Below are 13,019 nucleotides of genomic sequence, written 5' to 3'. Positions count from 1 at the left end.
GATACACCACCGCCCGGCAGCGGGAACGCTGCCGGGCGGTGGTGCGTTGTTTGAGGTTTGTCAGTCGGCGATCGCGCGGGTGCAGGCTTCCTCGGCGTGAGACATCTTGACCCCGATTCTGTTCAAGCTCTTCACACAAGGAAGCGGGGGCGTAGACGGCCAGTCCGCGGCATTCCGGCAGGCGGTAAGCACCTTCTGCCCGATGCGGTAGCCCTTGCTTTGCAAGTAGCTCGTGCAGTCCCCGGGATTGGCCTGGGCCGGCGCGGCGACAACAAGCGGAAGCGCGGCTCCCGCCACCAGCACCCCCGTCGCTGCCGCTATGCGGCGTACTGCCTTGCGCATGGAAATTCCCCCTTGGCCGGAAAGCGATGTGTTCGGTCGATCGCCGATCAAGCGTAGAGGGAATGGCCGGCCTGTATCCGCAGAACCGTCAGGCTTTGGCCAATATTCTGCCGGGTGTATCGGTTCGTGGTCGAGGCGCGCGAAAGGCCCCCGACGGGAAGCCCCGTCGAGAGCCCTTCGTGCTGATGTGCCGGCCGCCGCTGCGAAAGGATTACTTCGGAGTGCGGACTTCCTCGCGGATCTTGGCGGTCTTTTCGGCCGCAGCGTCGCCCTCGGGTGCGCGCTCTCCGAACTGCCCGGTCTTCTCGTCCAGGTCATCGAGGAAAGTGACCGCGCCGATCGCGCTCTTGTCGGCCCAGACGCAGCTGACGGCGTTGGCGGAAAGGCTCGCGCCGGCCGCTGAGGGGAACGAAATCTTCATCTTCTTGCACTGCAGCGTCGCGCCGTCGAAATCGCCCGGCGAGTAGTCCGAAGGCCCGTCGACGGTCTCGAACGTGACTTTCGAGCCGGTACCCTTCTTCATGTTCTCTTCCTGCTGGGCGAACATCTGGTCGACAGCGCCCTCAGGGTCGGCGATCTTTCCGTAAATGCCGACAAGCGTCAGCGTCGCACCGCTGTCCTTCTTGTAGGAGACTTGGAGCCTCTTGCCCTCGGTGACCCCCAATGCTTTGGCCTTCTCGTCCTTGAAGTCCGAAGCACTGCCGGACATAGGAGCCTTGGAGTACTCCCCGAGCAGCTTGTCCTTTGCAGTGATGGTGTAAGGCTTCACATCGCCGCCCCCACCCGACCCGAACGCGAAGTAAGCCCCCACGCCGATCGCCGCCACCACAGCCACCGCGCCGATGATCAGGCCGATCTTCTTGCCGCCGCCACCGCTCTCCGGCGGGCCCTGGGGGATCGCGCCGTACGGGGTCTGCTGCTGGCCGTACGGGCCGGGCTGCTGGGCCTGCTGGGGGTAGCCGTAACCGGGCTGGGGCTGGCCCTGCTGCGGGTAGCCGTAGCCCCCCTGCTGCGGGGGCACCTGGCCGCCCTGCTGCGGGTAGCCGTAGCCGGGCTGGGGGGCCTGGGGCTGCGGCGGCTGGCCGTACGGGCCGGGCTGCTGGGGCTGCTGGCCGTACGGTCCGGGCGGCGGCTGGTTGAAGCTCATGGAGCGGTTCCCCTCGTAACTACTGTTGGCAGCCAACCTGAGCCGTGCTGCCCGCATCTGATTTTTATGCGCTGCGAACATCCTGTACGACGCCGCCGACAGTCGGTGCCCCGGGGGCGAAACCGATTCGAAGCTGCTACATAGCCGCCCGTACACTGTCCGTCGTGACCGAGAACACTCAGCAGAGCAACCACAGCGCCCCCGAACTGCCGACTCAGTACACGCCGGCCGATGTAGAGGGGCCGCTGTACGAGCGCTGGGTAGAGCGGGGCTACTTCGAGGCGGACGAGAAGAGCGAGAAGCCGCCGTACACCATCGTCATCCCGCCGCCGAACGTCACGGGCTCCCTGCACCTGGGGCACGCCTTCGAGCACACCCTCATCGATGCGCTCACGCGCCGTAAGCGGATGCAGGGCTACGAGACCCTCTGGCAGCCGGGCATGGACCACGCCGGTATCGCCACCCAGAACGTCGTCGAGCGCGAGCTGGCCAAGGAAGGCGCCTCGCGGCACGACCTCGGCCGCGAGGCGTTCGTCGAGCGCGTCTGGCAGTGGAAGAACGAGTCCGGCGGGCAGATCTCGGGCCAGATGCGCCGCCTCGGCGACGGCGTCGCCTGGTCGCGTGAGCGGTTCACGATGGACGAGGGGCTTTCGAAGGCCGTCCAGACCATCTTCAAGCGCCTCTACGACGACGAGCTGATCTACCGCGCCGAGCGCATCATCAACTGGTGCCCGCGCTGTCTGACCGCCATCTCCGACATCGAGGTGGAGTATCAGGACGACGACGGCGAGCTGGTCTCCATCCGGTACGGCGAGGGTGACGCGTCCATCGTCGTCGCCACGACCCGCGCTGAGACGATGCTCGGTGACACCGCCGTCGCCGTCCACCCCGAGGACGAGCGCTACGCCCACCTCGTCGGCACCGAGATCGAGCTGCCGCTGACCGGCCGCCGCATCCCGGTCGTCGCGGACGAGCACGTCGACCCGGAGTTCGGCACGGGTGCGGTGAAGGTGACGCCGGCGCACGACCCGAACGACTTCGAGATCGGGCGGCGGCACGGCCTCGCCAACCTCGCCGTTCTCGACGAGCGCGGCGTCATCACGGCGCACGGCCCGTTCCAGGGGCTGGACCGCTTCGAGGCCCGCTCCGCGATCGTCGGTGCGCTGCGCGCCGAGGGCCGGATCGTCTCCGAGAAGCGTCCGTACACGCACTCCGTCGGGCACTGCTCGCGCTGCAAGACGACCATCGAGCCGCGGCTGTCGATGCAGTGGTGGGTCAAGGTCGGCCCGCTGGCGAAGGCCGCGGGGGATGCCGTGCGGGACGGCAAGGTCGCGATCCATCCCAAGGAGATGGAGTCGCGGTACTTCGGCTGGGTGGACAACCTTCACGACTGGTGCATCTCGCGGCAGTTGTGGTGGGGCCACCGCATTCCGGTCTGGTACGGGCCCAATGGTGAAGTCGTCTGTGTCGGGCCGGACGAGCAGCCGCCGAGCGGCGAGGGCTGGACGCAGGACACCGACGTCCTCGACACCTGGTTCTCGTCGGGGCTGTGGCCCTTCTCCACGCTGGGCTGGCCCGAGCAGACGCCGAGCGTCGAGAAGTTCTATCCGAATGCGGTGCTGGTCACCGGCTACGACATCCTCTTCTTCTGGGTCGCCCGGATGATGATGTTCGGGCTGTACGCGATGGACGGCACCCCGCCGTTCCACACCATCGCCCTGCACGGCATGGTCCGCGACCAGTTCGGCAAGAAGATGTCCAAGTCGTTCGGCAATGCCGTCAATCCGCTGGACTGGATGGACACCTACGGCTCGGACGCCGTCCGGTTCACCCTCGCCCGTGGCGCCAACCCCGGTGTCGACGTCCCGATCGGCGAGGACTGGGTCCAGGGGTCCCGCAACTTCGCCAACAAGATCTGGAACGCCACGCGGTTCGCGCTGATGAACGGCGCGACGGTGGAGGGCGAACTCCCGCCCGCGGAGCAGCTGTCGGCGACCGACCGGTGGATCCTCTCCCGGCTCAACGAGGTCATCGCCGAGGTCGACGCCTACTACGAGGACTACCAGTTCGCGAAGCTGTCCGACGCCCTCTTCCACTTCGCGTGGGACGAGGTCTTCGACTGGTACGTCGAGCTGTCGAAGACGACGTTCATGGCGGGCGGTCCGGCCGCCGACGCCTCGCGCCGGGTCCTGGGCGAGGTCCTGGACGTCACGCTGCGGCTGCTGCACCCGATCGTGCCGTTCGTCACCGAGACGCTGTGGACGACGCTGACCGGCGGCGAGTCCGTCGTCATCGCCGACTGGCCGAAGGACTCGGGCTTCCGGGACACGGCCGCCGAGCGGGAGATCGAGACCGTTCAGCAGGTCGTCACGGAGGTCCGGCGGTTCCGGTCCGACCAGGGGCTGCAGCCGGGGCAGAAGGTTCCGGCGCGGCTGGACCTGTCCGGTACGGCGCTGGCCGCGCACGAGGCCGCGATGCGGTCGCTGCTGCGGCTGCAGCCGGCCGGTGACGGCTTCAGCGCCACGGCCTCGCTGCCGGTCGCGGGCGCCACGGTCGCGCTGGACCTGTCCGGTGCGATCGACGTGGAGGCCGAGCGCAAGCGGCTGACGAAGGACCTGGGCGCGGCCGAGAAGGAGAAGGCGCAGGCCACCGGCAAGCTCGGCAACGAGGCGTTCCTCGCCAAGGCGCCGGAGAAGGTCGTGGACAAGATCCGCGGCCGGCTGGCGGCCGCGGAGGCGGACATCGTCCGGATCACCGCGCAGCTGGCGGCTCTGCCCAAGGCGTAGCACCGGCCTCAAGGCCCTGCGCAGGCCCCTCGTCCGTACGGGCGGGGGGCCTGCGGCGTCCGCGGCCACCGCGCCGCCCCCGTTCCCGTACGGGCCAGAGCAGGACGTACGCCGTCGACGCGACCACGAAGACGAGGCGGATCAGGCCGCGGGCCGAGTCGTCCGGGACGGCGAACACGCTGCCGTAAAGGATCAGCAGGGCCAGCCAGCTCCACCAGGGGACCAGACGGCGCTGGCCGATGACGTCCCAGAGCAGCGTGCCGAGCAGCACCGAGGCGGTGTAGTACGTGTAGACGCTGGGGTCGAGGACGATGCGGGCGTTGGCGCCCAGCAGGACCACCGCCGCCCAGCGGCCGCGCCAGACGGCGATGGTGCCCAGGGCGAGGCCGAGGGCGGCCTGGGCCGGGCGGTCCCAGCCGGGGGTTTCCGGGTCGCCGACGCCCAGCCAGCGCAGCGCGGACGCCGGATGGTTGGGGATGGCGAACTTGGCCGCCGCGAAGGACTGGGCGTCGCCGAGGAAGAACGGCAGCCAGGCGACGGCGACCAGGCCCGCGCACCACAGGCCGGCCCGCAGCCACTTCTCCCGGGGCAGCGCGAGCAGGAGGGGGACGAAGGCCAGGGCGGTCGGCTTGGAGTCCATCGCGAGGGCGAGGAAGGCGCCGGTCAGGGCGGCGTTGCCGCGGGTGACGGACCGAACGGCGAGGGCGGTGAAGAACAGCGCGAGGACGTCGTCGAGATGCCCGAAGCGGACCGCGACCTCGATCCACATGGGGATGAAGGCCAGCCCGGCGATCAGTACGCGCTGCCGCAGCCGCTGGTGGTTCGTGCCGGTGCCCAGGAAGTGGTGTGCGGCGCTGCGGCCCGCCAGTACGACGATGACCAGGCCGAGCAGCGACATCAGCGCCGCGGCGAGGAACTGGCCGGTGGCCTCGGGGAAGGGGTTGAACAGGCCGGCGGTGAGGAAGCTGAGCGGGCCCATCTGGAGCTCGGGGTGGTGGGCGTAGAGGTTGAGGCCGCCGGTGCCGTCGCCCGCGGTGCCCTGGTAGATCAGCTCGCCGCCGGTGCGCAGATAGTGCCAGGAGAAGCCGCCGTGCGGCTCGACCACGACGAACCAGAGGACGGTCCAGGCGGAGAGCAGCACCAAATGCATCCGCTGACTGATTGCCGGCACCTGTCTTCCGCTCCCGCCTTCCCGATCGCTGACTGCCGTGGCCACCGGGGACGGACGGCCCGCCGGGGGACGGACGGCCCGCCGGGGAAGAGGGGAAAACGCGGCGGGAAGTTGCCCCGGGCGGGCCGATTCGCCCGCCGCGGGGCGCTACGGGCCACTGTGCGCGGCCGCTGGTGGACGTCTCATGGCGCTCTCATGGCGCTCTCATGAAGGCCGGGCACCGTGGACCGGAATGCCGGGATTCCGCCGGCACCGCACGTCCAGCACCGAGGAGCCGCGCCCCATGAACAAGCCACTGCGACGGGTCTCGGTCTTCTGCCTCGCCCTGATCCTCGCGCTGATGGGCTGGGCCACCTGGATCCAGGGCGCACAGGCCGGTGACTACATGGGCGACCCGCACAATCCCCGGGTGGCGATCGGCAAGTATGCGGCGCCGCTGGGCAACATCCTCGTCGACGGGGAGCCGGTGACCGGATCGGCGGCCACGTCGTCCGCGCTGAAGTACAAGCGGACCTACAAGGACGGCCCGCTGTACGCCCCGGTGACGGGTTTCACCTCGCAGATCTTCGGCAGCAACCAGCTGGAGAGCCTCTACGGCGACCTTCTCGACGGCTCCGACAGCCGGCTGCAGAGCCCCGCCGACGCGGTGCTGCACGAGCGGGCCAAGGGCGGCGATGTGGCCACCACCATCGACTCCAAGGTGCAGAAGGCGGGGTACGCGGCGCTGGGCGGCAAGAAGGGCGCCGCGGTCGCCCTGGACCCGGCGACCGGGCGGATTCTGGGCATGGTCAGCACGCCCTCGTACGACCCGGGGAAGTTCGCCGGCTCCGGCAGCGCCGACCAGAAGGCGTGGCAGGCGATGTCCGAGGACGGCGACGAGCCCAATGTGAACCGCGCGCTGCGCCAGGCCCTGCCGCCCGGCTCGACCTTCAAGCTGGTGGTGGCCGCGGCCGCCCTGGAGAACGGCCTGTACTCCTCGGTGGACGAGCCCACCGACAGCCCCGACCCGTACACCCTCCCGCACACCCGCACCACGCTCACCAACGAGAACGCCGCCGCGCCCTGCAAGAACGCCACCCTGCGCACCGCGCTCCAGTACTCCTGCAACACCGTCTTCGCGAAGATCGCCGCCGATCTGGGCCAGGACAAGGTCGCGGCGCAGGCCGAGAAGTTCGGGTTCAACGACGGCAAGGTGGACGTCCCGGTCCGGGCGGCCGAGAGCCGCTACCCCACGGACATGGACGCGGCCCAGACCGCGCTGTCGGGGATCGGCCAGTTCAACGACCAGGCCACCCCGCTCCAGATGGCGATGGTCGCCTCGGCCATCGCCAACGGCGGCGAACTGAAGACGCCGCAGCTGGTGGACAAGCTGACCGACGGCGGCGGCAACACCGTCCAGCGCAACGATCCCAAGACGTACGGAAAGGCGATGTCCGCGCACACCGCCGAGCAGCTGCGGTCGGCGATGGAGACGGTCGTGGACAAGGGGACCGGTTCGAACGCGAAGATCGGCGGACTGACCGTCGGCGGCAAGACCGGGACCGCCCAGCACGGTGTCGACAACAGCGGTACGCCGTACGCCTGGTTCGTCTCGTACGCCCGCAACGGCGCGGGACAGCAGGTGGCGGTCGCCGTGATGGTCGAGGACGGGCATGCGGCGCGTAACGAGGTGTCCGGCAACGGGCTCGCCGCGCCGGTGGCCCGCGCCATGATGAAGGCCGCGCTCTCCTAGCGGAAGGGGGGCTGTCCTGGGCGAATGCGGCGGGGGCGGCGCGCCGCGTCCGCTGTCGGTGGTGCCTCGTAGACTTGTCGTCGTGAGCGAGCGCCCCCGAAACGACGACCCCGACCCGACCACCCCCGACCCGGCAGACGCCTTCGAAGAGCTGGTCGAGGCCGAGACGAACCGCGATCCGGATCTGGCGGTGATCGAGGCCGGCAGCCGGACGCTGCGCGCACAGGCCGGGCCGCCGCAGGGGGACGCGGTGCCCGCCCGGCCCGCCGACCCCGAGGTCGACCGCGCGCTGCGCGCCGTCGAGGAGGAGCTGGCCGGCCGCTGGGGCGAGACGAAGCTCGACCCGTCGGTCGAGCGGATCGTGGCGCTGCTGGACATCCTGGGCTCGCCGCAGCGTGCCTACCCCTCCATCCACATCACCGGCACGAACGGCAAGACCAGCACGGCCCGCATGATCGAGGCCCTGCTGGGCGCGTTCGAGCTGCGTACCGGCCGCTACACCAGCCCGCACGTCCAGTCGGTCACCGAGCGGATCAGCCTGGACGGGGCCCCGATCGCGGCCGAGCGGTTCATCGAGACCTACCGCGACATCGCGCCGTATGTGGAGATGACCGACGCCCAGCAGGAGTACCGCCTCTCGTTCTTCGAGGTGCTGACGGCGATGGCGTTCGCCGCCTTCGCGGACGCCCCGGTGGATGTCGCGGTCGTCGAGGTCGGCATGGGCGGCACCTGGGACGCGACGAACGTCATCGACGGCGATGTCGCCGTGATCACCCCGATCTCGCTGGATCACACCGACCGGCTGGGCGAGACGCCCGAGGAGATCGCCGGCGAGAAGTCCGGGATCATCAAGAAGGACGCCACGGTCGTCCTGGCCCAGCAGCCGGTGGACGCGGCGTCGGTGATGCTCAAGCGCGCGGTCGAGGTCGATGCCACGGTCGCCCGTGAGGGCATGGAGTTCGGGGTGCTCTCCCGCGAGGTGGCGGTCGGCGGTCAGATGCTGACGCTGCGCGGGCTGGGCGGCGAGTATCCGGAGATCTTCCTGCCGCTGTACGGCGCCCACCAGGCGCACAACGCCGCGGTGGCGCTCGCCGCGGTGGAGGCGTTCTTCGGCATCGGCTCGGGACACTCCCGCACGCTCGACATCGACACCGTCCGCTCCGCCTTCGCCGCGGTCTCCTCGCCGGGCCGGATGGAGGTCGTACGGCGCAGCCCGACCGTCGTCCTGGACGCGGCGCACAACCCCGCGGGCGCGCGGGCGGCGGCCGAGGGGGTCACCGAGGCGTTCGGTTTCAGCCGTCTGGTGGGCGTCGTCGGTGCCAGCGCGGACAAGGACGTACGGGGCTTCCTGGAGGCGTTCGAGCCGATCTTCGCCGAGGTCGTGGTGACCCGTAATTCCAGCCATCGCGCGATGGACCCCGATGACCTGGCGGCGATCGCCGTCGAGGTCTTCGGCGCCGAGCGGGTAGTCGTCGAGCCGCGCCTCGACGACGCGCTGGAGGCGGCGATCACGCTCGCCGAGGAAGAGGGCGAGTTCTCCGGTGCGGGTGTGCTGGTGACGGGTTCCGTGATCACGGTCGGCGAGGCCCGGCTGCTGCTGGGGAGGAGCTGACCATGCGGACCCTGTGTGCCAGCACGCTGATCGGCGAGTTCTTCGTGATCGGCTTCGCCGGGCTGGTGGCGATGCAGCTCGGCGAGGCGCCGACGGCCACGATCTGGACGGTCAGCGGGATCGCGATGCTGCTGAGCGTCCTGCTGTGCGGAATGCTGACCCGCCCCGGCGGCGTCCAGCTCGGCTGGGCCCTGCAGATCGCCCTGATCGCCAGCGGGTTCGTCATCCCGGCGATGTTCTTCCTGGGCGCGGTGTTCGCGGCGCTGTGGTGGGCGTCGGTGCACTTCGGCCGCAAGATCGACGAGGCGAAGGCGCGCTGGGCCGCCGAGAGCGAAGCGCCCGCGGCGGGTTGATCTTTCCTTCACCCACCCTCGGGAGGCGCCGGGCCGTGGCGGCGAAGCCGTACCGGACCGGCGCCGCGGCCGACCGGCCCCGCGCGGCGGAAACGCCCGTCACCGGCGCTGTGCCGCCGCACCCGGCAGGGTGGGGCCCGCGTCCCGCCATGTAGCCTCGGTGCACCCGCTGACCGTTTGTACGTATACAGGGAGCCCCTCCGTGAGCCAGCGCACGCTCGTTCTTCTCAAGCCCGACGCCGTCCGACGTGGTCTGGTCGGCGAGATCATCGGCCGTATCGAGAAGAAGGCCGGCTGGACGATCGCCGCGCTGGAGCTGCGCACCCTGGACCGTGGGCTGCTCGAGCAGCACTACGCCGAGCACGTGGGCAAGCCGTTCTACGAGCCGCTGGTCGCGTTCATGTCCTCCGGACCGGTCGTCTCGCTCGTCGTCGAGGGGGAGCGGGTCATCGAGGGCGTGCGCGCGCTGGCCGGGCCGACTGACCCGATTGCCGCACCGAGTGGGTCCATTCGTGGGGACTTTGGCACGATCACCCGAGAGAATCTGATCCACGCCTCGGATTCCGAAGAGTCCGCAGAGCGCGAGATCAAGATTTTCTTCCCCGGTATTTCCTGACACATCGTCAGGCGTATAACCCTTGTGACCAGGGGCGACCGATGGAATCATCGGTCGCCCCTTGGCATATGCGACTCGATCGGGGGAACGCATCCCCGCGACACGACGTCACCATTCAGGGGGGCGGGTGCGTGTACGGCTGACAATGGCGCGCAAGGCTCCACCGTGTTCGAGTGGGTGGCACGGCGAGACTACGATGGAGCTTCCGCGTTATTCAGCGCATCACCTCCTGCCGACCTCAAGTAAGCATTCGCTCCAGTTGGGAAGGCCAGACGTATCCTCATGGGGAACAACATGTCGTTCATCGGCCGTGACATGGCTGTCGACCTCGGGACCGCCAACACGCTGGTGTACGTCAGGGGCCGCGGCATCGTCCTCAACGAGCCGTCGGTCGTGGCCATCAACACCAACACCGGCGGCATTCTCGCGGTGGGGGCCGAGGCGAAGAAGATGATCGGGCGCACGCCCGGCAACATCGTCGCCGTACGCCCCCTGAAGGACGGCGTCATCGCCGACTTCGAGATCACCGAGCGGATGCTCCGCTACTTCATCCTCAAGATCCATAAGCGGCGCTATCTGGCCCGCCCTCGGGTGGTCGTCTGCGTTCCCTCCGGAATCACCGGAGTTGAGCGCCGCGCGGTCATCGAGGCCTCGACCCAGGCCGGCGCGCGCCAGGTCCACATCATCGAGGAGCCGATGGCCGCGGCGATCGGCTCCGGTCTGCCGGTCCATGAGGCCACCGGCAACATGGTCGTGGATATCGGCGGCGGCACGACCGAGGTCGCGGTCATCTCGCTCGGCGGGATCGTCACGGCCCAGTCCATCCGGGTGGCCGGCGACGAACTCGACAACGCGATCATCCAGCACATCAAGAAGGAGTACAGCCTTCTGCTGGGCGAGCGCACCGCCGAGAGCATCAAGATCACCATCGGTTCGGCGTACGACCTCGAGCAGGACGAGCACACCGAGATCCGCGGCCGCGACCTGGTCTCCGGCCTGCCCAAGACCGTGGTCATCTCGGCCGCCGAGGTCCGCAAGGCCATCGAGGAGCCGGTCAACTCCATCGTCGACGCGGTCAAGACGACCCTCGACAAGTGCCCGCCGGAGCTGTCCGGAGACGTCATGGACCGCGGCATCGTGCTCACCGGAGGCGGCGCCCTGCTCCGCGGCCTCGACGAGCGGCTGCGCCGCGAGACCGGCATGCCCATCCACATCGCCGAGGACCCGCTCGACTCCGTCGCGCTCGGTTCCGGCAAGTGCGTCGAGGAGTTCGAGGCCCTCCAGCAGGTCCTCGACTCCCAGCCGCGCAGGTAGGACGCCACTGGGGCCGGCCCCGCCCGCGGCGCGCCGTACGGGCGCCGCGGGGCCGGCACCACACCGCAGTACCCGATTCATCCGCTGAATCGTTGATATACAGGCACAACCCTTCGTCATCCGTACAACCTCCGGACAGACACGGTGCCCTGATACGTCACCATCCGGCACCACTCATAAGGCACAACGCTCAACTCCCGAACGAGACCGGCGCGGGCCCGCAGCCGGCCGGTCCTACGAGGAAGGACACGGCCGCCGCACGTGAGGGACACACGAGAGAGCCGGCTGCTGCTGGTGCTGCTGGTCGCGATCGCGTTCGCGCTGATCACGGTCGATATCCGCGGCGGTGAACAGTCCCCGCTCGACGGTGCCCGGCAAGCCGCCGCCTCCGTCTTCGGACCGGTCGAGAACGGCGTCGCGCACGTCGTCAGCCCGGTCGGCAACGCCGTCGGCGCCGTACGGGACTCCGGGGAACGGCACAGCCGCATCGCCCGCCTGGAGCAGGAGAACGCCGCCCTCAAGGCCAAGCTCGGCTCCACCGACCGCAACCGCAGCCGCGCCGGCCAGCTGGACAAGATGCTCAAGACCGCCGGCGCCGGCCAGTACGGCATCAAGGGCGCCCAGGTCATCGCCATCGGCGCCGCCCAGGGCTTCTCCTGGACCGTCACCATCGACGCCGGCAGCCGCGACGGCATCGCCCGCGACATGACCGTCCTCAACGGCGACGGTCTGGTCGGCCGGGTCACCACGGTCGGCGCCGACACCGCCACCGTCCTGCTGGCGAACGACCCCGACTTCACCGTCGGCACGCGGATGGAGAAGACCAACGAGATCGGCTTCGCCAACGGCCAGGGCGGCCGCTCGCTGCGCGTCCAGCTGCTCAACGGCAAGGCCACGGTCAAGAAGGGCGACCGCCTGGTCACCTTCGGCTCCAGCGCCGACAAGCCGTTCGTGCCCGGCGTCCCGGTCGGCCGGGTCGTCAAGGTCGAGCCGTCCAACGGCGATCTGACCCGCACCCTCCAGGTCCGCCCCTACGTCGCCTTCTCCCAGCTCGACGTCGTCGGCGTGGTCGTCCAGCCGCCCCGCGAGGACCCGCGCGACACCGTCCTGCCGCCCAAACCCGCCAAGCCGAAGCCGGCGCCGACGGTCACCGTCACGGCCACCCCCACCGCGAGCGACGAGCCTCCCAGGAGCTGACCGATGCGCATCAACCGGATCCTGCTCGCGGCCCCCTTGGTCGTCGTCTCCCTGGTCATCCAGGTCGGCGTCCTGGCCCGGCTCCAACTGCCCGGCGCGGTACCGGACCTCCTGCTGCTGGTCGTCCTCGCCCTCGCCCTGGTCTACGGCCACGTCGGTGGCTGCCTGGTCGGCTTCGGCGCCGGCCTGCTCGCCGATCTCGCCCCGCCCTCCGACCACGCCATCGGCCGGTACGCGCTGGTGCTCTGCGTCATCGGCTACGCCGCCGGCCTGACCAAGCCCGACTCCGGCCAGCACCGCTCGGCGACCGTCCCCCTGATGGTCGTCATCGGCGCCGCCATCGGCTCCACGCTCATGTACGCGGGCGTCGGCGCGCTGGTCGGCGACACCGCGGCCCGGCACGTCGGCCTCGTGGGGCTGCTGCTCAGCGCCACCCTCTACGACCTGCTGCTCGCCCCGTTCATCGTCCCGCTGGTGATGGCCGTCGCCCGCAGAACGGAGAACGATCCGCTGGCCGCCGACGGTTCCGGCGGCAAGAGCGGTTCGGCCGGCAGCCGCGACGCCGCATACGGCTGGCTGAGCACCGGCACCGGCTTCAAGGCCAGCCGCGGCGGCACGAAGGCCGGATGGATCGGCGGCCAGCGCGGCGGACTGCTCGGCAGGCCGTCCCGCAGCAAGGCGGACCGCATCAAGGGGGTCAAGCGGCTGTGACCGGCGCACCTTCCGCAGACGCGCGGCCGACCATCGAA

General features: G+C 69.9%; 11 protein-coding genes. 8 read left to right on the top strand and 3 right to left on the bottom strand.

The genetic code is table 11. The annotated features are described in order from the left end of the window. Positions 1 to 60: 60 nt before the first annotated feature. Together AC5677_RS13275 and AC5677_RS13270 are read right to left on the bottom strand one after the other, a co-directional pair. Positions 61 to 342 carry a hypothetical protein gene (locus AC5677_RS13275; RefSeq protein ID WP_497195242.1) on the bottom strand — a complete coding sequence of 94 codons (282 nt, stop codon included), beginning with the start codon at positions 340 to 342 and terminating at the stop codon, positions 61 to 63. Positions 343 to 553: 211 nt separating this feature from the next. Further along, positions 554 to 1,489 (bottom strand): hypothetical protein, encoded by a 936-nt coding sequence (locus tag AC5677_RS13270; RefSeq protein ID WP_497195241.1) that lies wholly within the window; start codon positions 1,487 to 1,489, stop codon positions 554 to 556. Between the two features lie 164 nt (positions 1,490 to 1,653). Between AC5677_RS13270 and AC5677_RS13265 the strand changes: the two genes are divergently transcribed. After that, positions 1,654 to 4,275 carry a valine--tRNA ligase gene (locus tag AC5677_RS13265; RefSeq protein ID WP_497195240.1) on the top strand — a complete coding sequence of 874 codons (2,622 nt, stop codon included), beginning with the start codon at positions 1,654 to 1,656 and terminating at the stop codon, positions 4,273 to 4,275. On the opposite strand, the gene AC5677_RS13260 is transcribed toward AC5677_RS13265, so the two are convergent. Further along, positions 4,241 to 5,425 (bottom strand): hypothetical protein, encoded by a 1,185-nt coding sequence (locus AC5677_RS13260; protein ID WP_497196608.1) that lies wholly within the window; start codon positions 5,423 to 5,425, stop codon positions 4,241 to 4,243. The two genes, AC5677_RS13265 and AC5677_RS13260, sit on opposite strands and share 35 nt — an antisense overlap. A gap of 304 nt (positions 5,426 to 5,729) precedes the next feature. Between AC5677_RS13260 and AC5677_RS13255 the strand changes: the two genes are divergently transcribed. The 7 genes from AC5677_RS13255 to mreD all read left to right on the top strand — a co-directional run bounded on the left by AC5677_RS13255 (position 5,730) and on the right by mreD (position 12,981). Then, entirely contained in the window at positions 5,730 to 7,178 is a 1,449-nt protein-coding gene (locus tag AC5677_RS13255) for a peptidoglycan D,D-transpeptidase FtsI family protein (RefSeq protein WP_497195239.1), read from the top strand. An 82-nt stretch (positions 7,179 to 7,260) separates the two neighbouring features. Continuing rightward, on the top strand, positions 7,261 to 8,790 hold the full coding sequence (gene folC, locus AC5677_RS13250; protein WP_497195238.1) for a bifunctional tetrahydrofolate synthase/dihydrofolate synthase: 1,530 nt from the start codon (positions 7,261 to 7,263) through the stop codon (positions 8,788 to 8,790). Positions 8,791 to 8,792: 2 nt separating this feature from the next. Then, positions 8,793 to 9,143, top strand: coding sequence for a DUF4233 domain-containing protein (locus AC5677_RS13245; RefSeq protein ID WP_497195237.1), 351 nt, complete (start codon positions 8,793 to 8,795; stop codon positions 9,141 to 9,143). A 202-nt stretch (positions 9,144 to 9,345) separates the two neighbouring features. After that, positions 9,346 to 9,759, top strand: a complete 414-nt coding sequence (gene ndk, locus AC5677_RS13240) for a nucleoside-diphosphate kinase (RefSeq protein ID WP_497195236.1) — start codon at positions 9,346 to 9,348, stop codon at positions 9,757 to 9,759. 294 nt (positions 9,760 to 10,053) lie between these two features. After that, a complete protein-coding gene (locus tag AC5677_RS13235; protein WP_003985182.1) occupies positions 10,054 to 11,073 on the top strand; it encodes a rod shape-determining protein in 1,020 nt (339 codons plus the stop codon). 261 nt (positions 11,074 to 11,334) lie between these two features. Next, positions 11,335 to 12,270 (top strand): rod shape-determining protein MreC, encoded by a 936-nt coding sequence (mreC, locus tag AC5677_RS13230; RefSeq protein WP_497195235.1) that lies wholly within the window; start codon positions 11,335 to 11,337, stop codon positions 12,268 to 12,270. Positions 12,271 to 12,273: 3 nt separating this feature from the next. Beyond that, the gene (mreD, locus tag AC5677_RS13225; RefSeq protein WP_497195234.1) at positions 12,274 to 12,981 is read left to right on the top strand and encodes a rod shape-determining protein MreD; all 708 of its coding nucleotides are present in this window, start codon (positions 12,274 to 12,276) and stop codon (positions 12,979 to 12,981) included. Positions 12,982 to 13,019 lie beyond the last annotated feature (38 nt).

It is taken from the genome of Streptomyces sp. JLSY215 (assembly GCF_059682825.1).
This window is presented reverse-complemented; position numbering and strand designations above follow the sequence as displayed.